We start from the raw sequence: 19,994 nt of genomic DNA, 5'->3' as shown, positions 1-19,994 counted from the left end.
AAAACAAGAGAGCCGCCGGGTCGCCCTGGCGGCTCTTTCGTTTCAACTCTGCGAGAAGCGTTCCCGGACTTAGAAGTTCAGGTTCGCGCCCACGAAGAAGAAGCGCCCGCCGTTGTCGTACTGCGACGAGCCGGTGCCCGTGCCGAGATAGGTCTCGGGCAGGGCCGGGGGGTTGCGGTCGAACACGTTCAGGACGCCCGCGCGCAGACGGATGTCGTCGTTCAGGCGATAGGTGACCCGGATGTCGTGACGGAAGTAGTCGCCCGTCTTGTACGGATCGAGCACGCCCGCCTGCTGCACCTGGTTGGCGATCATGGAGCCGAAATAGAGGGTGCTCCAGGTCAGGGAGACCCGGTCGTACGTCCAGCGCGCCGAGGCCGAGCCCTTCCACTCGGGCGTGGCGTTGGTGATGGTGTTGGCGAACTGGGCGAAGGGCTGCCCGGGCAGGCCCTGCGACACGAACTTGTACATCCAGGTCGCATCGACGCGCAGGGCGACAGAGCCGTAGTCGCGGCCGAACATGTCTTCCGTCTCGAAGCCGTACGAGACGGCGTAGTCCCAGCCCTCGACCTTGTTGGAGGCCACGTTCTGCTGGACCAGGACGACTTCCGAGATGCCGCCGACGAGGACGCCGGTGGTTGTCCCGGCGCTGTCGCGGCGGATCTGCTGGCAGAACCGGTTCGAAGCCACCGGCGTGGTGGCGTCGTCGTAGCAGAGCGTGCCGAGCAGGGTGTTGAGCGGGATCGAGCCCACCGAGTCGGTGATGTTCAGCTTGAAGAAGTCGGCCGAGATCTGGAGGTTCGGAATCCAGCGCGGATTGATGACGACACCGTACTGGAAGGTGTGCGCCTTCTCGGGGCCCAGGTCGGGGTTGCCGCCCTGGAGCAACGGCAGCGATGGCCGGCCCGAGCCCACGTTGGAGACGAACGTCGTCGGGTCGTAGCCCGGGATCGCCGCGGCGCAGGTGACGCGGCGGGCGGCCTGCTGCGCTGCGGAGGCCAGCCGGAAGTTGTCGCGGTCACAGGGATCGACGGCCGGGGCCGCTGCGGAGGTGAAGTTCCGGCTCTGCGGCGAGAACAGCTCGACGATGTTCGGCGCCCGGACCGCGGTCGCTTCGGTGGCGCGGAAGCGGATGTCTTTCACGGGGGCCCATTCGGCGTGGATGCGCCATTGGTCCGTCCCGCCGATGGTGGAATAGTCGGCGACACGGCCCGCGAGCTCGATCGTGAATTCGTCGGCGAAGGGCAGGTCCCTCAGGATCGGGATCCGGACCTCGGCATAGGCTTCCTTGGTGTCGTACTCGCCCTCACGCGTGCCGATCGCGTTGAAGAACAGGGCGCCGGTGGCGCTGAGCGGGTCCTGGACGAACTCGCTCTTCTCCTTGCGGTACTCGGCCCCGAAGGCGACGCCCAGCGGGCCCGCCGGCAGATCGAACAGGTTCGTCGCGAAATTGAGGCCGGCGACGGTCTGCGACAGCCGCTGGTCGGAGGTCGCGATGCCGTTGACCCACAGAGCCGCTTCGCGCGACCCGCCGTTGACCAGGTCCCAGGGAACGCAGCCCGCGGCGCGGGCGGCGGCGTCGCGGCAAACGACCTGGCCATTCACCAGAACGGCGTCCGTCGCCTGCCGCATGCGGGCGACGTTCAAGACGTTGTAGGAGGTCGTGGTCCCGTCGACCTTCGAGTACTGGACGTAGGCGTCCAGGTTCACGTCGCGGCCGAAGGTCTGGAACTTGCCTTCGACACCGGCCGTGTAGCGTTGTTGCTCGCGCTCGGTCTTCACGTCCCGGCGTCCGAGCTCTTCGTAGACCTTGCCGACCGCGGCCGTCGAACCCTCGCTGAACGTCTTGCCCGCGGCCAGCCACTCCGACCGCAGGGCAGCGGCGGTGGCGCCCGGTCCATTCAGGTAGGCGTTGTCGCCGCGGAGCAGCACGACCAGGGTGCCCGCGCCGTTGGTGCTGGAGAACGAGGGCGAGAAGTAACCGTAGCCCGAACCATGCAGGTAGGAGACGTCGGCGAACGCCTTCCAGGTGTCGGTGATCTTGTAGTCGACGTAGCCCCGGATGACCTGCCGGTTCGACTTGCCCTGGAGCGCATCGTAGATGCCGGCGTAGTAGAGGGACTCGTCCTGGCAGTCCGGCTGCACCGTGACGGTGGAGCAGGCGCCCGACAGGCGAACCACCCGGGTCGGGTCACGGGTGTCCAGGGTGACTGCGCGCGCCGTACCCAGGACATTGCCGCCGACCAACTGGAACGTCGGCGTCGGCCCGGTGGTCGAACGCGAGTTGGTGATGATCGTCTGCGGCGTCTGGCGGGTGTCGCGGCGAATGCCGGGAATGGCCCAGTCGCGGTCCTTGCGCATGATGGCGCCCTGGCTGGCAAATTCGCCGCCGATCAGGACGTTCAGGCGATCGTCGAAGAACTTCTTGCCCCAGTTGAAGCCGAAGCGCGTCTCTTCGCCATCGCCTTCCTCGGTGGTCCCGCCCTGCAGGTCGATCTCGAGACCGTCCTGCTCCTTCTTCATGATGAAGTTGACGACGCCCGAGATGGCCTCCGAGCCGTAAACGGCAGAGGCGCCGCCGGCGATCGTCTCGATGCGCTCGATCATCAGGGAGGGGATGGTGTTCAGGTCGACCGCGGGCGACGAGGCGTCCGAGAACGGCAGGCGACGGTTGTCCATCAGGACCAGCGTGCGCGTCGGGCCGAGGCCGCGGATGTCGGCGCGGGTCTGGCCGGCCAGGAACAGGGTCGACGAGGAATTCTGGGGGTTCGTGGCGGGGTTGATCACCGGCTGTTCGAGCAGGATGTCGCCCACCGAAACCTGCCCCTGTTCGCGGATCGCCTGGGCGCTCACCACCGACAGCGGCTGGGGCGAGGAGAAGGTGTCGCGGCGGATGCGCGAACCGGTGACCACGATCTCGCCCACGTCGACGCCTTCGTCGGCCGCCTGGGCCTGGGCGAAGCCCGGGGCGAAGAGCAGCAGGCTGGCGGACGCGGCCGAGGTAAGCAGCGCATTCTGAAGCTTGGTGTTCATATCGACTTTCGTTCTTGCGGTCCGGCCAAGGCCGGTTGTCTCGAGCGCGCCGGACGGCGCCGTTGTTTCAAGGGAGGCGCACCGTCATTCGTCGCGCCAATAGGTTGAGTGGCGAGCGGAGACGATTGCACCTGAGGGTGGAGCGTTCGCTGTCACGCATCGAACCCGCGGGCAACGTGACAGCGCCGCATTCGCGACGAACGGTCGATGATAGTCGTGGTTTTTCCGCGCAGTGCGGCGAGCACGCCACACCTTCGGCGAGCGCGGGTCCTCCCAGACCCGCGATCTTCGAAGCGTCGCTATGGTTGTCCTACGCGACCCGGCGCGCGGTCTCGGCCAGATCTTCCACTGACGCTTCGGTTGTGGCCCAGGAGCACATGAAGCGGACCGACCCGTCGAGGAATCGGTAGACGAACCAGCCGGCCGCATGCAGGGCGGCGAGCCGCGCCTCGTCCATCTCGACGAACACGGCATTGGCCTCGACGGGATGGACCACCTTGAACGGCAGGGCCGCCGCCAGCTTGCGGGCCATGGCGTTGGCGTGGGCGGCGTGGCGGATGAAGGCGCCGTCCTCGAGCATGCCGATGAAGGGCGCGGCGTAGAACCGGCCCTTGGACGGCAACTGGCCCGACTGCTTCAGCCGCGCATCGAACCGTCGGGTGAGGGACTTGTCGAACAGGACGATGGCCTCGGTCGGCGTCATCCCCGCCTTGGTCCCGCCGATCACCAGCAGGTCGACGCCCAGGCCCTTGATCGCCTTGAGGTCGAATCCGGCGGCCGCGGCGTTGGCCAGGCGCGCGCCGTCCAGGTGGACGCCGTAACCCTTGGCCTTCACCGGCGCGATCAGGGCCTGCAGCGCCGCGGCGTCATAGACCGTGCCGTACTCGGTGGCGTTGGTGACGGACAGGGCCGCAGGCGGCTGCCAATGCGGCTGGTCGGGCGCCGACAGGGGAGCGGCCAAGCCCGCGGGGTCGATCCGGCCCGAGGCGCCTGGCAAGCCCGCGATCCGCAGGCCGTGGCCGAAGAAGCCGGGGGCGCCGGTCTCGTCGGTCGCGATGTGGGAATGCTCGTGCGCCAGGACCGCCTCGAAGGGCCGGCACAGCGTGGCCAGGCAGATCGCATTGGCCGCGGTGCCCGAGGTCACGAACCGCACATCGGCGTCTGCGTCCAGCAGGCCCCGCACCAGGTCGGCCGCCCGCGCGCTGATCGTGTCGCTGCCGTAGCCGGACGTGAAGCCCGCGCCATTGGCGGCCACGATCGCCGCCATCGCCTCGGGCGCCGCGGGGGCGGTGTTGTCGGATGCGAAGTCGTATCGGGCCATGGGTTGGCTTCTACGGCTTCGGCCCGCGACGGCAAGCCCGTCTAGCCGTGCTCCCGACCCCAGGCGCGGACTTCATCGACGAACAGGTCGGGCTCCTCCATGGCCGCGAAGTGGCCGCCGCGAGGCATGTCGGTCCAGCGCACGATGTTGTAGGCGCGCTCGGCGAAGCTGCGAGGCGGGGCGGCGTAGAGGGGCTCGCCCGGGAAGTTGGCGAAGGCCGTCGGGGTTTCCACGCGCTCGCCGGCGGCGAAGGCCACGCCGCCTTCCTCCACCAGGCCGCGGTAGTACCAGGCGCCCGAGGTGAAGCTGCCGGTCATGACGTAGAGCATGATGTTGGTGAGCAGCCGGTCCTTGGGATAGGCCTCGTCCATCGACTTCACGTTCAGGTCGGACCAGTCGTGGAAGCGTTCGGCGATCCAGGCCGCTTGGCCCACGGGGTTGCCGGCGCCCATCCAGGCGATGGACTGGGGCTTCGAGACCTGCAGCCGGAAATAGGCGCCCATGACTTCCATCGCGGCGGCCTGCTTCTGCGCCCAGGCGACCTCGGCCTCGTCCGTCGGCCCGCCGTGCGGACGGAAGCCCAGCATGTTGAGGTGGATCGCCCGCGCGTTCGCCCCGTGCTCGCGGCCCAGCCAGGACGTGACCATGGCGCCCCAGTCGCCGCCCTGCGCCAGGTAGCTGCGATAGCCGAGAACCTCGGTCATCAGGGCGTTGAAGAGCCGGGCCGTCGTGCGCTGGCCCATGGGGCGCGTAGGCTTCGACGAGAAACCGAAGCCGGGCAGCGACGGGATGACAAGGTCGAAGGCGTCCGAGGCCTGGCCGCCGAACCGCGAAGGAAACGCCAGCTTCTCGATCGCCTGCCAGAACTCATAGTGGGAGCCCGGCCAGCCGTGGGTGACCAGCAGCGGCCGCTTGCCGCCCGCCTCGCCGACCACATGCAGGAAGTGGAGGTCGAAGTCCTCGACGCGGGCGGTGAACTGCGGGAAGCGGTTGAGGTCGGCGACCGCGGCGCGCCAGTCATAGGCGTCGGTCCAGTGCTCGCAGAGCGCCTTGAGATAGGCCCCGTCGCAGCCATAGGCCCAACCATCGGGAACCCGCGGCGCCGGCGGCCACAGATAGGCGCGCACCTGATCCAGCACGCGGCCCACCTCGGCCTCGGTCCAGGTCACCTCAAAGGGTTTGATCTCAGCCATCCACGCCTCCCGCTGTTGCGGTGAACCTCGCAGGTTTCCGTGCGGGGCGGTCAAGCGGCCGTCAGTCGCCCGGCTTCAGGCCCTTGGCCAGGGTGGCGCTGAGGCGGTGGTGGAGGTCCTTGGCCGAGCCGGGGGGCAGCTTACCCGCCATTTCCAGCACCACCACGCCGTGGGTGGCAGCCCAGAACATGGCGCCGATCTGCTCCGGGTCGCCGGCCATCTCGCCGGCGGCGATCTGGTCCTTGACCCAGGCGGTTTGGGTCTCGTGCGCACGCCGCCCGGCTTCGACGAGGTCGGGATAGCTGTCGTCCATCGGCTGGTTCAGGTCGAACATCAGCTTATAGGTGTGGGGGTGCTCGAAGGCGAAGCGGACGTAGGCGTCGCCCACCGACGCGGCCTTGGCGCGCGCGCTCTTGGCGCCGTCTCGGGCCTTCTCGAGCGCCTCGGCGAACTGGGTGAAGCCGTTGGTGCGGACGGCCGCCAGGATGTCGTCCTTGTCCTGGAAATATCGGTAGGGCGTCATCGGCGAGACGCCCAGCGCGGCGGCGAGCTGGCGCATGGTGACCGCATCCGGCCCCTTCTCGGCGAACAGCCGCTCGGCGGCGGCGCAGAGGCGCTCGCGGAAGTCGGCGACGTCGGTCTCGGTCAGGACGCGGGGCATTCGACTCGTCTGCGGAAGAAAACGCTTGCCAAGGGGTACGGCCTCCCGCATGAATTTACAACGTAAGTTACAAAACACAATCGGAGGATCGGCTCATGGACGGCGACGTGCGCATCAATCCGTATCTGGCGGGCAACTTCGCCCCGGTCCGCTCGGAGGACGACTTCGATCTGGTGGTGAAGGGCGAGATCCCGGCGGGCCTGCGCGGGGCACTGTTCCGCATCGGACCGAACCCGCAGTTCGAGCCCCGCGACCCCAATCACCACTGGTTCGGCGGCGACGGCATGGTGCACGGATTCTACGTGGCCGACGGCAAGGTCAGCTACCGCAACCGCTATGTGCGAACGCCCAAGTGGGAGCTGGAGCACGAGCACGGCCGCTCGCTGTTCGGCAGCTTCGGCAACCCGATGACCACCGACCCGCTGGCCATGGGCAACGAGGGCGGCGTCGCCAACACGAACATCGTCTGGCACGCCGGCAAGCTGCTGGCGCTGGAAGAGGGGCACCACCCCTTCGCCATGGATCCGCGCACCCTGGCCTCGAAGGGCTACGATCGCGAGTTCAACGGCAAGGTGACGGCCCACCCGAAGCTCGACCCGAAGACCGGCGAGATGGTCTGGTTCGCCTATGGCGTCGGTCAGATGCCGCTCTCGGCCGGCATGAGCTACGGCGTGACGGCGGCCGACGGCTCGCTGGTGCGCCGCCAGGACTTCCAGGCTCCCTTCGCCTGCATGGTCCACGACTTCATGGTCACCGAGAACCACGCCCTGTTCCCGATCCTGCCGCTGACCGCCAGCCTGGAACGGGCGATGAGCGGCAAGCCCGCGTTCGCCTGGGAGCCGGAGAAGGGCAGCTACGTGGGCGTCATGCGCCGCGACGCCGACGTCTCGACGATCCGCTGGTTCAACACCGAGGCCTGCTACGTCTTCCACCCGCTGAATTCCTGGGAAGAGGACGGCAAGATCCACTGCGACGTCATGCGCTACGACGTGGCTCCGCTGTTCCCATACGCCGACGGCCGGCCGGGCGAGAAGTCGGCGGCCCGCCTGGTGCGCTGGACCTTCGACCTGAACGGCGCGTCGGACGCGATCCAGGAGACCAAGCTGGACGACCTGGACGGCGAGTTCCCGCGCGTCGATCCGCGGGTCGAGACGCTGAAGCATCGCCACGGCTGGTACGCCGCCGACCCCACGGCCAGCGGCACGGTCAAGCAGTGCGCCATCGCCCACCTCGACCTGTCGACCGGCAAGCGCCAGGTCTACGAGCTGAACGGCGGCGACCTGACGTCGGAGCCCGTGTTCGTGCCCCGCTCGGCCGACGCGGCCGAGGGCGACGGCTGGCTGACGGCGGTGATCTGGCGGGCGGGCGAGAACCGCTCCGACCTGGCCATCTTCGAAGCCCAGGACGTGGCCAAGGGGCCGATCGCCATCGCCGAGATGCCGCGCCGGATGCCGTTCGGCTTCCACGGCAACTGGGCCGCGATCGACTGATTTCCCCCCTGACCGTCATGGCGCGGATAACCTCGCCATGACGGTCCATTTTCGGCGAACATGGCCAGGCTCGGAGATTGCGTATGAACGGGTGGGACCTGCTCGTGGACCGGGGCGACCTGCGCAAGACGGCCGTCGCCCAGGCTGACCTGGATGTCCCGCTGGCCGACGGCGAGGCGCTGCTGGAGGTCGAGAGCTTCGCGCTGACGGCCAACAACGTCACCTACGGCGCCGTGGGCGACCAGATCGGCTACTGGAAGTTCTTCCCGGCGCCCGAGGGCCTGGGGCGCATCCCGGTGTGGGGCTACGCCCGCGTCGTGCGTTCCAACACGGCCGACGCACCGGAGGGCCTCCGGCTCTTCGGCTACTGGCCGATGTCGAGCCATACGGTGGCACGGCTGCAGAAGCGCCCGGCGGGCTATGTCGAGGTCTCGGCCCACCGTGCCGAGCTGCCGCCCACCTACAACGCCTACCAGGAAGCGCCGGCGGCGCCGGATGACGACTGGCGCTCGCTGCTCAGGCCCCTGTTCATGACCAGCTTCCTGCTGGACGACCAGATCGCCGAGGCGGCGCCCCGGACGCTGGTGCTGTCCAGCGCCTCGAGCAAGACGGCCATGGGGCTGGCGTGGCTGGCCCACAAGCGTGGGGTGAAGGTGATCGGGCTGACGTCGCCCGCGCACCTCGACCTGCTGACGCGCACCGGCCTCTACGACGAGGTCGAGACGTATGAGGCCATCGGCGCGATCAAGGCCGAGGCGCCGGTCGCCTATGTGGATTTCGCCGGCCGCAGCGCGGTGACCGCCGAGGTCCACCGCACGCTGGGCGACGCCCTGGCCAGCAGCGTCGTGGTGGGCGTCACCCACTGGGACGCCCCGCGCGGCGCGCCCGCACAGCTCCCCGGCCCGACGCCGGTCTTCTTCTTCGCCCCCGACCGGATCCGCCAGCGGATGAAGGACTGGGGTCCGGCCGAGCTGGATGCCCGCTTCAAGACGGCGCTGCAGGACTTCATCGCCGGCAACCCTTGGCTGACGCTGAAGCACCACGTCGGCCCCGAGGCGCTGCAGGCGCTCTACGGTCAGGTCGTCGCGGGCGACGTGAAGCCGGACGAAGGCCACATCGTCCGGCCTCGCTAGCTCGAGAACTCGACCATCTGCATCGATGTCGGTGTGGTGGGAGCGAGGATCACGCGCGCGCGCAAGGCGCCCCGCTCGCAGGGGAAAGTCAGCATGGCCGACATGGCGCTGTCGGCGGCTATCGGTTCGGCGGCGCGACACGCACCGAGCTTGGCCTTCAGCGCGGCGATCTCGGCGTTGCGGCGGCGCGCATCACGGTCGAGGAGCACGTTCATCGCCAGTGCGTCGCGGGCCGCCAGCACGTCGCCGGCCGCGTAGATCCGCTGCACGGCCGCGGCCATGGCCTGCAGGCCCGCGCTCGGCGGCGTGGCACGCACTGGGAAGGCCCCACTCCGCGTCAGCACGATTGCGGCGTCGCGCACCACCAGGGTGATTGGCGCGTAGGTCAGGTTGGAGAAGGCGAAGACGCCCACGCCGCGCTCGGGCAGCATCAGGACGTTGGAGCCGTAGCCCGGTAGCCCGCCCGAGTGCGTGAAGTGGGCGCCGAGCACGCAGTCGGCGTAGGCGATGGTGCCCATCCCGTAGGTCCGCGCGCGGTCGCAGCCGGCCGGGTCGGATCTGTCGATGCGGCTCTGCACGCCCGCGAAGTTCTGGCCGCGCACGATCTCGCGGACGCTGGAACGCTTGAGGATCGCGTCCTCCGCCCCGTCGCGGGGTGGCCAGGCTGCCAGCTCCCAGGCCATGTAGCGGGCGTAGTCGTTGGCCGTGGTCATCAGGCCGCCCATCGCCCCGAACGCGCCTGGGCCCAGCGCAGGCTCCTCGACCCAGGCATCGTCCTGCCAGCGATAGCCGACGGCCAGACGGCCTTTCGGTGCCTTGGCGAGGTCATAGGTGCTGGAGCTCATGCCAAGGGGCTTGAGGAACGCGCCCTCGATGTAGTCGGCATAGTTGCGGCCGGATGCGTTGGTGACGGCGCGCCCGACCAAGGCGTAGCCGAGGTTGGAGTATTCGAACGCCATCCCCGGCGCCCGCGAGAACGGCACGCCGGCCGCCACGAACCTGGAGAAGTCCGCCTCGCTCATGGGCAGTTGCCGGTCGCCCCAGGGGTCGTCGGTGACGAAGCCCGCGCTGTGGGTCAGCAGGTCGCGCACCGTGATCTTGGGACTGTCGGTGGTGGGGTATTTCAGCCGCGCGAGCTCGGGGATCACGGTCTCTGCCGGCGCGTCGAACCGGAGCTTGCCCTCGTCGCGCAGCTTCAGGGCGGCGAGGGCGGTGAAGTTCTTCGACATCGAGGCGATGCGGAAGACCGTGTCGGGGGTAACCGGCGCGTTGGTCCTCGTATCCTGCACCCCCAGCGTCCGCACATAGGCCAGCTTGCCGTCGACCACGACGCCGTAGACGAGGCCCGGCGAGTGGCGCTCCTGCATGAAGGTCGCGAACAGGGGATCCAGCTTCGCGAAGGCGGCGGCCTGTTCGGCCGTCTGCGCTGCGGCGGGACCGCCCAGCCCCACGGCCACGGCCAGCGCCGTCACGAGCCCCTTGAACCCACCCATCCGATCCTCCATCCCAGGCCCGGATGCGGCCCGGCGGAGGACCCCGAGTCAAGTCGGCGCGGGCACGGGTGTCGCGAAAGACTCATATAAACTCGTTGCGTAATTACTGGACTCTGGCGGCAACCCAAGGCAGAGCTTGGCCTGCCCTCGGGGGGACGTTCAGGAGACTTCAGTAATGCCTATCAATGATCCTGGGAGCTCCGTGTCGAGCGGCCCAGCGGTGAGCGGTCCAACACTGCTTCCGCCGACCGACGCGGTCCCGATGCCCATGCCGATCGCGCCGGGCGAACCCCACCCCGGCGACGCCGGCCGCATGCGGATCGTCGCGGGGACCGACGGCGACGACCTCCTGGTGCTCGACGGCCGGGTGGCCTTCGGCGGCGAAGGGAACGACACCTTCGTGCTGACCTCGACCAACCCGGGCGCCGACGGGCCCGAGAACCTCGGGACGATCATGGACTTCCACGAGGGCGACGAGCTGGACCTGAGCCAGCTGGGCTCGAACGCCGCCATCCTCGGCCGGGAAGCCGACGAGAAGGGCGGCCAGCGCGTCTCGATCGACATCGACGGCGACGGCAAGGAAGACGGCTACGTCACTGTCCACGAGCGCGGCGAGATCGCGCCCGACGACACCGGCGTGGTGACGCCGGGCGACGAGGGCGAGTTCCACATCCTGCCGTTCCCGATGCCGGGCGACGACGGCGTGTTCACGATCCTGCCGTACCCGCTGCCTGGCGAGGCCGTGACCCTGTCGTCGCTGGCGGGTGACGACGCGGTAGGGATGGGCGTGACCCTCGCGAAGGGCGGCGACCTCCTGGCTTGGATCGCCTAGCGCTCCGATGACCAGCCTCCCGCTTGCAGGCATGGGGACTGCGGGCGGGAGGCCTCTCGCCTAGGGGCGGCGGACGTAGCGCCAGGTCTGGCCAGACTGCGCGAAGATCAGACCGCCGGGAACGAACTCGATCTGGGCGTCGGCGGCCTTGAAGAAGAACCTGCTCGGGCTCTCGGGATAGATGGGCAGCACCTGCTTGCCGAGCTGGGCGACGAGGTTCGGGCCCTCCACGCGGACGATTATCGTGTCGTCGTCGGCCAGCCAGTAGAGGCCCGCGAGCGGTTCGAGCCTGTCGCGCGGCAGCGTGATTTCGACGTGTGTGACCGGCATGCTCATGTCGATGTTCTGATCGGTGACGCCCAGCCAGCGCAGGCCGACGTCGTCGACCCCCATCCCCGTTTGTGCGTTGTTGAAGGCTGCGACGCCGGCGCCGGTCTCGGGGCAGAAGCCCATGAAGGCGCGGCAACCGCCGGCCGAGCCGTTGCTCCAGACGATCCGGCGGCTTGCCCTCCGCACGATCCTCCAGCCCAGCGCCATGCGAATCTCGTTGGAGTCGCCGGGGCGATCGATCGCCAGCATCGCCAGGGCGGCGGGGCCCAACGGGCTGCTGTCGGGGCGGAGCCAGACGCCCAGGAAGGTCAGGATATCGGTCACCGTCGAAAACAGACTGCCCGCCTCGGCCAGGGCGTCGAAGTCCCACGGCGGCGCGGGCTTCAGGTCGGCCGTGTAGCCCTGCACGCGCCGAGGGTCGGTCGCAGCCGGGGCGGCGAGGCCGGTGTCGGCCATGCCGAGCGGGCCGGTGATCTTCTCGCGGATCAGCTCGCGGTAGCTGCGGCCCAGGCGATGCTGGATGGCTTGGCCCAGGAGGCCGTAGGCGAAGTTGGAGTATTCGAACTCGGCGCCCGGCGCGCGCGCCAGCTTGAAGGCAGAGATCCCGGCATAGAGGTCGGCGGTGGTGTAGCCCGCGTAGGGATCGTCCGGATCCTTGGAATGCAGGTTCGGCGGCCGCAGCGGCAGGCCGGCGCTGTGGGTCGCCAGGTCGGCCAGGGTGATCGGGCGGCCCTGAAAGTCGGGCACGGTGACGCCGGCCGGCAAGTGCTTCGACAGCGGGTCGTCGAGGCGCATCTGGCCACCCTGCACGGCGTCGGACAGCAGCAGCGCGGTGAACACCTTCGTCAGGGAGGCGATCGGGAAGATCGAGCGCACGTCCGCCGGCGGCCCACCAATCCGGGTCGAGCCGTAGGCGACCGCCGAGCGGCCGTGGGCGTCCCGCATGCCCACGACGGCCCCCGTGCCGCGCTTTTGGGTGTCGACCCGATGTGCGAGCACCTTGCGGATGTCGTCCGCGCCGAAGGCCGTCGCCTGGGCCGCGGCCGGTCCGGCGGCCAGGACGGCGCCGGCGCCTGTGAGTAAGGCGCGGCGGGAGGCGACGTGCGGACTCATCGCGCCACTCTCCGGCATCCGCCGCGGCGCGACAACTCACCCGGCGGGCGGCCCCCGGGATGGGTGATCAGCTGTCACCTACGCATTGCCAAGCTCGCCTGGCGCGGCCACGGTCCGCCCGAAACGGAGGAGAAGCGGCATGCGTGGGATGATGGTGGCGGCGGTGGCCCTGACAGCTCTGGCCGGGCCGGCGATCGCGGGGCCGGACTTCGCCGACCGCCAGGATTTCGCCTTCGCCGAGAAGGGCTTCGTCGCCACGCGCGACGACCCGAAGATCACCGCCGCCGACGGACGGGTGGTATGGGATCTCTCCGCCTACGGATTCCTGAAGGCGCCGGCGCCGGCCGGCGTGAACCCCAGCCTCTGGCGCCAGTCGCAGCTGCTGGCCAAGAGCGGCCTGTTCGAGGTGACCAAGGGCGTCTGGCAGGTGCGCGGCTTCGACCTCGCCAACGCCACGTTCATCGCCGGCAAGACCGGCTGGATCGTCATCGATCCCCTGACCTCGGCCGAGACGGCCAAGGCGGCCCTGGACCTGGCCAACGCCAAGCTGGGCGCCCGGCCCGTGGTGGCCCTGATCTACACGCACAGCCACGTGGATCACTTCGGCGGCGCGCGGGGGATGGTGGCCCAGCCCGACGTCGACGCGGGCAAGGTCCAGGTGATCGCGCCGCAAGGGTTCCTGGAGCATGCGGTCAGCGAGAACATCATCGCCGGCGCCGCCATGCAGCGCCGCGCGCTCTACCAATTCGGCTCGTTGCTGCCGAAGGGGCCGGATGGGCTGGTGAACTCGGGGATCGGCATGGCGGTCAGCGGGGGAACCCAGACCCTCGTGCCGCCCAACGTGGACATCGCCAGGAGCGGACAGGAGCTGACGGTGGACGGTGTCCGCATCCAGTTCCAGCTGACGCCGAACACCGAGGCGCCGGCCGAGATGAACCTCTATTTTCCCGAGCTGAAGCTGCTGGACCTGGCGGAGAACGCCAACGCGACGATGCACAACGTCCTGACCCCGCGCGGGGCGCTGGTGCGGGACGCCAAGGAGTGGGCCGGTTATCTCTCGGAATCCATCCGGCTCTACGGCGACAAGTCGGACGTGCTGATGACCAGCCACGGCTGGCCGCGGTTCGACCAGGCCGAGATCGGCGACTACCTGGAGAAGCACCGCGACGCCTACAAATACCTGCACGACCAGTCCGTGCGGATGATGAACGACGGCCTGCTCCCCGCCGAGATCGCCAACCGGATCAGGCTGCCCGAGGCGCTGGACAGCGCGTGGTACAACCGCGGCTACTACGGGACGATGAGCTTCAACTCCCGCGCGGTCTACCAACGCTACATGGGCTGGTACGACGCCAACCCGGTCCATCTCGCGCCGCTGGAGCCGGCCGACGAGGCGAAGCGCTATGTCGAGATGATGGGCGGGCCGGCCAAGGTGCTGGCCGCCGCCCAGGCCGCCTACGACAAGGGCGATGACCGCTGGGCCGGTGAGCTGGCCAACCGCGTCGTCATGGCCGACGCGACCGACAAGGCCGCCCGCGAACTGCTGGCCAGGGCGTACGACCGCCAGGGCGCGGCGGCCGAGAGCGCGATCTGGCGCAACATGTACCTGACCGGCGCCCGCGAGTTGCGGAACGGCGTGGCGCCGGCGGCCGGCGCGTCGGCCTCCCTGGAGCTCGTGCGCAACACGCCGACGCCGATGCTGCTGGACCTGCTGGCCGTGCGGCTGGATCCCGCGAAGTCGAAGGGCGCCGAGGTGTCGGTCGACCTGGCCTTCCCCGACCGCAAGGAGCGCTTTCGCGTGCGGGTGAAACACGACGTGCTGACCTACGAGGCCGATCCGGAGACTGGGAAGGCGGACGGGACCTACGCCATGCCGCGCTCCCAGTTCCTGGGTGGAGCGCTGGCGGGGGCCGATCTCTCGGGACAGGCGACAGCGGGCGACAGCACGGCGCTGGCGAGGCTGCTGGGCATGCTGTCGGCGCCCCGCGCCGGGTTCCCGATCGTGACGCGCTGAGCGGGGACGTCCACTTCGCCCAGACTGGACCGTGACAGCGCCGCTTCCAGCCGCTATGCAACTCGCACCATGACCATTCGCCTCGCTCTCGTCGCGAAAGTAGCCGCCGCCCTTCCGGGGCGTCGCGAGGTCGTGCGCAGCTAGGCTGCCTAGGCCCACCGATCCCCGCCCAACTCGCGGATGGATCGGCCAGCAGACCCCCTCCATCCGCCGCCAGATGGAGACCTCATGACCAACCCCTGGACCGACCGCTTCTCGAGCCGCATGGCGCATGTGCGCGCCTCGGAGATTCGCGAGCTGCTCAAGCTGCTCGACCAGCCCGACATCCTGTCGTTCGCGGGGGGCATCCCCGACCCCGTGCTGTTTCCGACCGAGCGGATCGCCCAGCTGTACGGCGAGGTGCTCGCCGAGGCCGGAGCCCAGGCGCTGCAGTACTCGGTGAGCGAGGGCCTGCCTGCGCTGCGCCGCTGGATCGCCGAGCGGATGACCGCCCAGGGCGTGCCTTGCGACGAGGGGAACATCGTCATCACCGCGGGCTCGCAGCAGGCGCTTGACCTGATCGGCAAGCTGTTCCTCAGCCGTGGCGACACGGTGATGGTCGAGCGGCCGACCTACATGGGCGCTCTGGGGGCGTTCAACGCCTATGAGCCCGCCTACGGCGACCTCGCCGGCGAGATCCCGGGCAATGCGCGGATCGCCTACTTGGTGCCCGACTTCGCCAACCCGTCCGGCCGGACCATGCCGAAGCGCGAGCGCGAGGCGCTGCTGACGCGCGCTGCGGCCCATGATCTGGTGGTGGTGGAGGATGGAGCCTACCGCGAACTCCGCTTCGCGGGGACCGACGAGCCGTCGCTGATCGCCCTGGACGTGGCGCGTTCGGGCGGGATCGAGGGCGCGCGCACCCTGTTCTGCGGGACGTTCTCGAAGACCCTGTCGCCGGCGCTGCGGCTAGGCTGGGTGTGCGGGCCCCGGGCGGTGATCGATAAGCTGGTGCTCCTGAAGCAGGGCTGCGACCTGCACGTCTCGACGATCAATCAGATGGTCGCCGCGCGCGTCGTGGCCGAGGGGTACGACGCGCACCTTGAGCGGTTGCGCGGCCACTATCGCGAGCGGGCCTCGGCGATGCAGACGGCGCTGGCGCGGCACATGCCGATGGGCGTCACCTGGTCGAAGCCGCAGGGCGGGATGTTCGTCTGGCTGCAGCTTCCCGAAGGCATGGACGGCGCCCAGTTGCTGGAGGCCGCCCTGGCGGACGAGCGCGTGGCGTTCGTGCCCGGCGGGCCGTTCTTCGCCGTGGACCCGGAGGCCAACACGCTGCGGCTCAGCTATTCGCTGCCCTCGCCCGCCGACATCGATGAGGGCGTGCGCCGCATCGCCCGGCTGATCGAAGGCCGGGTGGCCTACGCGGGCTCCAACGTGGCCCGGGCGGCGACGGGCAGGGCGTAGCCCGCCGCCTTCGCCCGCTTCTCGCCCCGCTCGATCTCCTTGAGCAGGTCGTGGACGTAGAGGCCGAAGTCCACCTGGATCGTGTGCCGCGCGGCCTTGTAGTAGGGGCCGAGATGCAGCGCCTCGTCGGACTTCGTCACCTCCGCCATCTCGGTCGGCGAGGGGGGCAGGTACCGGCCGGTGAGGTAGGCGCCGGCCAACTTCGCCTGCTGCTCGGCGAAATTCACCAGCGTGGGCAGGGGCTGGGCCAGGCCCATGAAGAAAAGGTTCGGCACGCCCGGCTGCATCATCCGTTTGAACAGCGGGAAGCGGTTCTCGGCGTCGGGTAGCAGGGCCGGGTCTTTGAAGAACGGGAAGCTGATCCGATAGCCCGTGGCGTAGACGATGGCGTCGACGTCCTCGACGCTGCCGTCCTCGAAGCGGACCCGCCGGCCCATCAGCTCGGCGATGTTGGGCTTGAACTTGACGTCGCCGCAGCCCGCCCGGGTCAGGAACTCGCCGGACACCGAGGGGTGCGCCTCCAGCGGTTCGTGGTCCGGCTTCGGCAGGCCGTAGTCCTCCATGGCGCCGATGGTCTTCTTGATCTTGGCCCGCGCCAGGCTGAGCCCCAGCTTGCGCGGCATCCAGTGGGGCATCGAGGCTTTGTCGGCCGGCTTGCCGTCCATGTACTTCGGCAGCACCCAGACGCCCCGACGGGCCGCCACCCAGAGGGTCTTGGCGATGGGGCGTTGTGAGAGCTCGGAGGCGATGTCCATGGCCGAGTTGCCCATGCCGACCACCACGACCTTCTTGCCGCGCATGTCCACGGGATCGAACGGGTCGCGGTAGTCGTGGGCGTGGAAGGCCGGGCCGTCGAACGCGCCGGGATACTCGGGGATGCGAGCGTCCCAATGGTGGCCATTGCAGACGAAGAGGACATCGTAGAGCCGGGTTTCGCCGGTGGACAGGGTCACCTTCCAAAGGCCGTCGCCGGTCCGTTCCGCCAGCTCGACGCGCGTGTTGAAGGTGATCAGCGGCCGCAGACCGAAGTGGTCCACGTAGTCCTTGAAGTACTGCAGCAGCTGGGCGTGGTGCGGGAAGTCGGGCCAGTCGGCCGGCACCGGATAGTCCTCGAACGCCAGCCGCCACTTCGACGTGTCGATGTGCAGGCTCTCGTAACAGGCCGAGAGGCCGTTGGGGTTCTTGAAGTACCAGTTGCCGCCGATGTCATCCGACATCTCGAAGCAGTCGAACGGCACGCCCAGGTCCTTCAGCCGCTTTGCGGTGGTGAAGCCTGAACAGCCCGCGCCGATGATGCAGGCCTTGGGCAGGACGGTCATCGCGCGAGCCTCCAAATCACTGGAGGCAGCCTGACCGCCCTTCCGTCACGTCCGGCAATGGGCGCCTAGATCAGCGCGCCGTGGCAGTGCTTGAATTTCTTTCCCGAGCCGCAGGGGCAGGGCGAGTTGCGGCCGGTGTCCTCCCACCCGTCGGGCAGGGCCGAGACCGGCAGGGCGGCGCGCTGTTCGGCGGGGATGCCGTCGGGGACGAAGCCGCGCTCCAGCTCGTTCTCGCCGGTGAGCGGATCGAGGTGGACCTCGAAGGTCTGCGGCGCCAGCGGCTGCTGCGGCGGCTCCTCGAAAGCGAACTCCACCGTCATCAGCCACTTGGTGACGTTCTGGCGCAGATCGGTGAGCAGCGTCTCGAACAGCGAGAAGGCCTCGGTCTTGAACTCGTTCAGCGGGTCGCGTTGGCCGTAACCGCGCAGGCCGATCACCGTGCGCAGGTGGTCGATGTGCATCAGGTGCTCGCGCCACTGCTGGTCGATGGTCTGCAGCAGGAAGCTCTTCTCGATGGTGCGCATGTGCTCGCCCACCATGGCGTTGCGCTCGGCCGCCCGCTCGTCGGCCGCCTTGCGGATACGGTCCTCGATCTCTTCGTTGGCGATGCCTTCCTCGGCGGCCCAGGCGGCGATCGGGAGCTGCAGGCCGAGGTACTGCTGCACGTGGGCGTCCAGGCCCTCCACGTCCCACTGCTCGGCATAGGCCTTGGGCGGCAGATAGCGGTTCACGAAGTCGGTGATCGTGTCGGCGCGGAACTCGGCCAGGATCTCCTGCAGGTCGGACGCCTCCATGAACTCCTGGCGCTGCTCGAACACGGCCTTGCGCTGGTCGTTGATGACGTCGTCGTACTTCAGCAGGTTCTTGCGGATCTCGTAGTTGCGCTGCTCGACGCGCTTCTGGGCCGTGGCGATGGCGCCGTTCAGCCACTTGTGGGTGATGGCCTCGCCTTCCTGAACGCCGAAGGTGCGCATGATCGCGTCCAAGCGCTCGCCGGCGAAGATGCGCAGCAGGTCGTCCTCGCAGGACAGGAAGAACTTGGAGTGGCCAGGGTCGCCCTGGCGGCCCGTCCGGCCGCGGAGCTGGTTGTCGATCCGGCGGCTCTCGTGGCGCTCGGTGCCCAGGACGAACAGGCCGCCGGCGGCCAGGGCCTGTTCCTTCAGGTCCTTGATGTCGGCTTCGATCTCGGCCTTCTTGTCCAGCGCCTGCTGGGGCGTGACCTCGATCCCCGCCTCGCGCTGTTCCTCACGCCACTTGGCGAGGCGCATGTCCACGTTGCCGCCGAGCTGGATGTCGGTGCCGCGGCCGGCCATGTTGGTGGCGATGGTCACCGCGCCGGGCACGCCGGCGTCGGCCACGATGCTGGCCTCCTGTTCGTGGAAGCGGGCGTTCAGCACGTTGTGCGGAATGCCTTTAATGGTCTTGCCGTCCAGCTCGAACGTGTGGGCCTTCAGCAACTCCGACAGCTGTTCCGAGCGCTCGATCGACACCGTGCCGACCAGGATCGGCTGCTTGCGGCGGTAGCACTCCTCGATCAGCAAGGTGACGGCGCGGTTCTTCTCTGCGGCCGTACGGTAGACCTCGTCGTCGTCGTCGATGCGCTGGACCGGCCGGTTGGTCGGGATCTCGGCCACGTCCATCTTGTAGATGTCGATGAATTCCTGGGCCTCGGTGGCGGCGGTGCCGGTCATGCCCGACAGCTTCGAGTAGAGGCGGAAGTAGTTCTGGATCGTCACCGACGCCAGGGTCTGGTTCTCGGGCTGGACGACGGCGCCTTCCTTGGCCTCGATGGCCTGGTGCAGGCCCTCCGACAGGCGGCGGCCGTGCATCATACGCCCGGTGAACTCGTCGATCAGGATCACCTCGCCCGCGCGGACGATGTAGTCCTTGTCGCGCACGTACATCACGTTGGCGCGGAGCGCCTGGTTGATGTGGTGCACCACCGAGATGTTGGCCGGGTCGTAGAGACCGGCCGAGTCCTCGGCCAGATGGCCGGCGGCGGCGGCCATTTCCTCGACCTTCTCCGAGCCTTCCTCGGTCAGGATCACCTGCCGCTGCTTCTCGTCGTAGTCGTAGGTGGTCTTGTCCTGGATCAGCTCTTTGATGAGCAGGTCGATGGTCCGGTAGAAGTCGGACCGGTCCTCGGTCGGGCCCGAGATGATCAGCGGCGTGCGCGCCTCGTCGATCAGGATCGAGTCGACCTCGTCGACGATCGCGAAGTTGTGGCCGCGCTGGACCATCTCGCTGACGTCGTAGACCAGGTTGTCCCGCAGGTAGTCGAACCCGAACTCGTTGTTCGTGCCGTAGGTGATGTCCGAGGCGTAGGCCTCCTGGCGCTGGTTCTGGCTCAGGCCGTGGACGATCACGCCCACCGAGAGGCCGAGGAAGCGGTAGACCTGGCCCATCCATTCGCTGTCGCGCTGGGCGAGGTAGTCGTTGACGGTGATGACGTGGACGCCCTTGCCCTCCAGGGCGTTCAGGTACACCGGCCCGGTGGCCACCAGGGTCTTGCCTTCGCCGGTCCGCATCTCGGCGATGCCGCCCTGGTGCAGGATCTGGCCGCCTACGAGCTGCACATCGTAGTGGCGCTGGCCCAGGACCCGGCGCGAGGCCTCC

At 68.8% G+C, this 19,994-nt stretch carries 13 protein-coding genes; 5 read left to right on the top strand and 8 right to left on the bottom strand.

All coding sequences use genetic code 11. The features are described 5' to 3' along the window. Window positions 1-69: 69 nt before the first annotated feature. The 4 genes from ACODSY_RS18000 to ACODSY_RS17985 form a co-directional block, all read right to left on the bottom strand. Complete coding sequence (locus ACODSY_RS18000; RefSeq protein ID WP_488953187.1) at window positions 70-3,033, bottom strand: TonB-dependent receptor plug domain-containing protein; 2,964 nt, start codon at window positions 3,031-3,033, stop codon at window positions 70-72. A gap of 310 nt (window positions 3,034-3,343) precedes the next feature. Continuing rightward, window positions 3,344-4,354, bottom strand: a complete 1,011-nt coding sequence (locus ACODSY_RS17995; RefSeq protein ID WP_488953186.1) for a threonine aldolase family protein — start codon at window positions 4,352-4,354, stop codon at window positions 3,344-3,346. 41 nt (window positions 4,355-4,395) lie between these two features. Then, entirely contained in the window at window positions 4,396-5,547 is a 1,152-nt protein-coding gene (locus ACODSY_RS17990) for an epoxide hydrolase family protein (RefSeq protein ID WP_488953185.1), read from the bottom strand. A 61-nt stretch (window positions 5,548-5,608) separates the two neighbouring features. Beyond that, window positions 5,609-6,208 carry a TetR/AcrR family transcriptional regulator gene (locus ACODSY_RS17985; protein ID WP_488953184.1) on the bottom strand — a complete coding sequence of 200 codons (600 nt, stop codon included), beginning with the start codon at window positions 6,206-6,208 and terminating at the stop codon, window positions 5,609-5,611. Between the two features lie 95 nt (window positions 6,209-6,303). On the opposite strand from ACODSY_RS17985, the gene ACODSY_RS17980 reads away from it, so the two are divergent. Together ACODSY_RS17980 and ACODSY_RS17975 are read left to right on the top strand one after the other, a co-directional pair. After that, window positions 6,304-7,698, top strand: coding sequence for a carotenoid oxygenase family protein (locus tag ACODSY_RS17980; RefSeq protein ID WP_488953182.1), 1,395 nt, complete (start codon window positions 6,304-6,306; stop codon window positions 7,696-7,698). A gap of 83 nt (window positions 7,699-7,781) precedes the next feature. Continuing rightward, entirely contained in the window at window positions 7,782-8,831 is a 1,050-nt protein-coding gene (locus tag ACODSY_RS17975) for a DUF2855 family protein (protein WP_488953181.1), read from the top strand. Here ACODSY_RS17975 and ACODSY_RS17970 read toward each other — a convergent pair. After that, the gene (locus ACODSY_RS17970) at window positions 8,828-10,324 is read right to left on the bottom strand and encodes a serine hydrolase domain-containing protein (protein WP_488953179.1); all 1,497 of its coding nucleotides are present in this window, start codon (window positions 10,322-10,324) and stop codon (window positions 8,828-8,830) included. The two genes, ACODSY_RS17975 and ACODSY_RS17970, sit on opposite strands and share 4 nt — an antisense overlap. 262 nt (window positions 10,325-10,586) lie before the next feature. Between ACODSY_RS17970 and ACODSY_RS17965 the strand changes: the two genes are divergently transcribed. Continuing rightward, window positions 10,587-11,156, top strand: a complete 570-nt coding sequence (locus ACODSY_RS17965; RefSeq protein WP_488953177.1) for a hypothetical protein — start codon at window positions 10,587-10,589, stop codon at window positions 11,154-11,156. A 60-nt stretch (window positions 11,157-11,216) separates the two neighbouring features. On the opposite strand, the gene ACODSY_RS17960 is transcribed toward ACODSY_RS17965, so the two are convergent. Continuing rightward, the gene (locus ACODSY_RS17960) at window positions 11,217-12,599 is read right to left on the bottom strand and encodes a serine hydrolase domain-containing protein (RefSeq protein WP_488953176.1); all 1,383 of its coding nucleotides are present in this window, start codon (window positions 12,597-12,599) and stop codon (window positions 11,217-11,219) included. 139 nt (window positions 12,600-12,738) lie between these two features. Here ACODSY_RS17960 and ACODSY_RS17955 point away from each other — a divergent pair, with 139 nt between their 5' ends. Further along, the gene (locus ACODSY_RS17955) at window positions 12,739-14,613 is read left to right on the top strand and encodes an alkyl/aryl-sulfatase (protein ID WP_488953175.1); all 1,875 of its coding nucleotides are present in this window, start codon (window positions 12,739-12,741) and stop codon (window positions 14,611-14,613) included. 228 nt (window positions 14,614-14,841) lie between these two features. Next, window positions 14,842-16,059, top strand: a complete 1,218-nt coding sequence (locus tag ACODSY_RS17950) for an aminotransferase-like domain-containing protein (protein WP_488953173.1) — start codon at window positions 14,842-14,844, stop codon at window positions 16,057-16,059. Here ACODSY_RS17950 and ACODSY_RS17945 read toward each other — a convergent pair. Continuing rightward, the gene (locus ACODSY_RS17945; protein WP_488953172.1) at window positions 16,014-17,378 is read right to left on the bottom strand and encodes a flavin-containing monooxygenase; all 1,365 of its coding nucleotides are present in this window, start codon (window positions 17,376-17,378) and stop codon (window positions 16,014-16,016) included. The two genes, ACODSY_RS17950 and ACODSY_RS17945, sit on opposite strands and share 46 nt — an antisense overlap. 65 nt (window positions 17,379-17,443) lie before the next feature. Next, on the bottom strand, window positions 17,444-19,994 hold a 2,551-nt coding region (gene secA, locus ACODSY_RS17940; RefSeq protein WP_488953171.1), incomplete at its 5' end, for a preprotein translocase subunit SecA.

The organism is Phenylobacterium sp. FG114 (assembly GCF_057809855.1).
This window is presented reverse-complemented; position numbering and strand designations above follow the sequence as displayed.

What these genes read in the sequence shown, in the direction of transcription:
- ACODSY_RS17995 (WP_488953186.1), bottom strand. Translation starts at nt 4,354, where the DNA reads ATGGCCCGATACGACTTCGCATCCGACAACACCGCCCCCGCGGCGCCC.
- ACODSY_RS17950 (WP_488953173.1), top strand. Translation starts at nt 14,842, where the DNA reads ATGACCAACCCCTGGACCGACCGCTTCTCGAGCCGCATGGCGCATGTG.
- ACODSY_RS17960 (WP_488953176.1), bottom strand. Translation starts at nt 12,599, where the DNA reads ATGAGTCCGCACGTCGCCTCCCGCCGCGCCTTACTCACAGGCGCCGGC.
- ACODSY_RS17985 (WP_488953184.1), bottom strand. Translation starts at nt 6,208, where the DNA reads ATGCCCCGCGTCCTGACCGAGACCGACGTCGCCGACTTCCGCGAGCGC.
- ACODSY_RS17965 (WP_488953177.1), top strand. Translation starts at nt 10,587, where the DNA reads ATGCCCATGCCGATCGCGCCGGGCGAACCCCACCCCGGCGACGCCGGC.
- ACODSY_RS17955 (WP_488953175.1), top strand. Translation starts at nt 12,739, where the DNA reads ATGCGTGGGATGATGGTGGCGGCGGTGGCCCTGACAGCTCTGGCCGGG.
- ACODSY_RS17980 (WP_488953182.1), top strand. Translation starts at nt 6,304, where the DNA reads ATGGACGGCGACGTGCGCATCAATCCGTATCTGGCGGGCAACTTCGCC.
- ACODSY_RS18000 (WP_488953187.1), bottom strand. Translation starts at nt 3,033, where the DNA reads ATGAACACCAAGCTTCAGAATGCGCTGCTTACCTCGGCCGCGTCCGCC.
- ACODSY_RS17990 (WP_488953185.1), bottom strand. Translation starts at nt 5,547, where the DNA reads ATGGCTGAGATCAAACCCTTTGAGGTGACCTGGACCGAGGCCGAGGTG.
- ACODSY_RS17945 (WP_488953172.1), bottom strand. Translation starts at nt 17,378, where the DNA reads ATGACCGTCCTGCCCAAGGCCTGCATCATCGGCGCGGGCTGTTCAGGC.
- ACODSY_RS17970 (WP_488953179.1), bottom strand. Translation starts at nt 10,324, where the DNA reads ATGGGTGGGTTCAAGGGGCTCGTGACGGCGCTGGCCGTGGCCGTGGGG.
- ACODSY_RS17975 (WP_488953181.1), top strand. Translation starts at nt 7,782, where the DNA reads ATGAACGGGTGGGACCTGCTCGTGGACCGGGGCGACCTGCGCAAGACG.